This window comes from Pseudomonas sp. 65/3-MNA-CIBAN-0223 (genome assembly GCF_040310425.1).
Classification (GTDB): Bacteria; Pseudomonadota; Gammaproteobacteria; order Pseudomonadales; family Pseudomonadaceae; genus Aquipseudomonas; species Aquipseudomonas gregormendelii.
In genome coordinates this window covers 1-244 of record NZ_JBEOPV010000299.1, presented here as the reverse complement: position 1 = coordinate 244, position 244 = coordinate 1, and the positions used below count along the sequence as shown (strand labels likewise).

At 63.1% G+C, this 244-nt stretch carries 1 protein-coding gene; it reads right to left on the bottom strand.

The window, feature by feature from the left end; translation table 11 throughout:
• A partial coding sequence (locus AAEZ09_RS28970; RefSeq protein ID WP_350601765.1) for a M4 family metallopeptidase occupies positions 1-244 on the bottom strand: 244 nt, incomplete at both ends.

The window sequence follows — 244 nt, the reverse complement described above, 5'->3', positions numbered from 1 at the left end:
GCACGCCGCCATTGTCCTCACGGGTTTCGATGAAGTCGCGCATGTGCGCCGGTTGCGGGTCGCGGCCGAGCAACGGGTCGTCATAGGCACTACCTGGATTGGCCATGGAGCGCAGCGCCACACCCTGCACCTTGTCAGTGAGCAACTCGGCACCGATCAACCAGTCCGCCTCTGCGGCGCTCTGGCGCAGGGCGTACTGCTTGGTCAGTACGCCAAAAACGTCTGATACGGACTCGTTCAACGC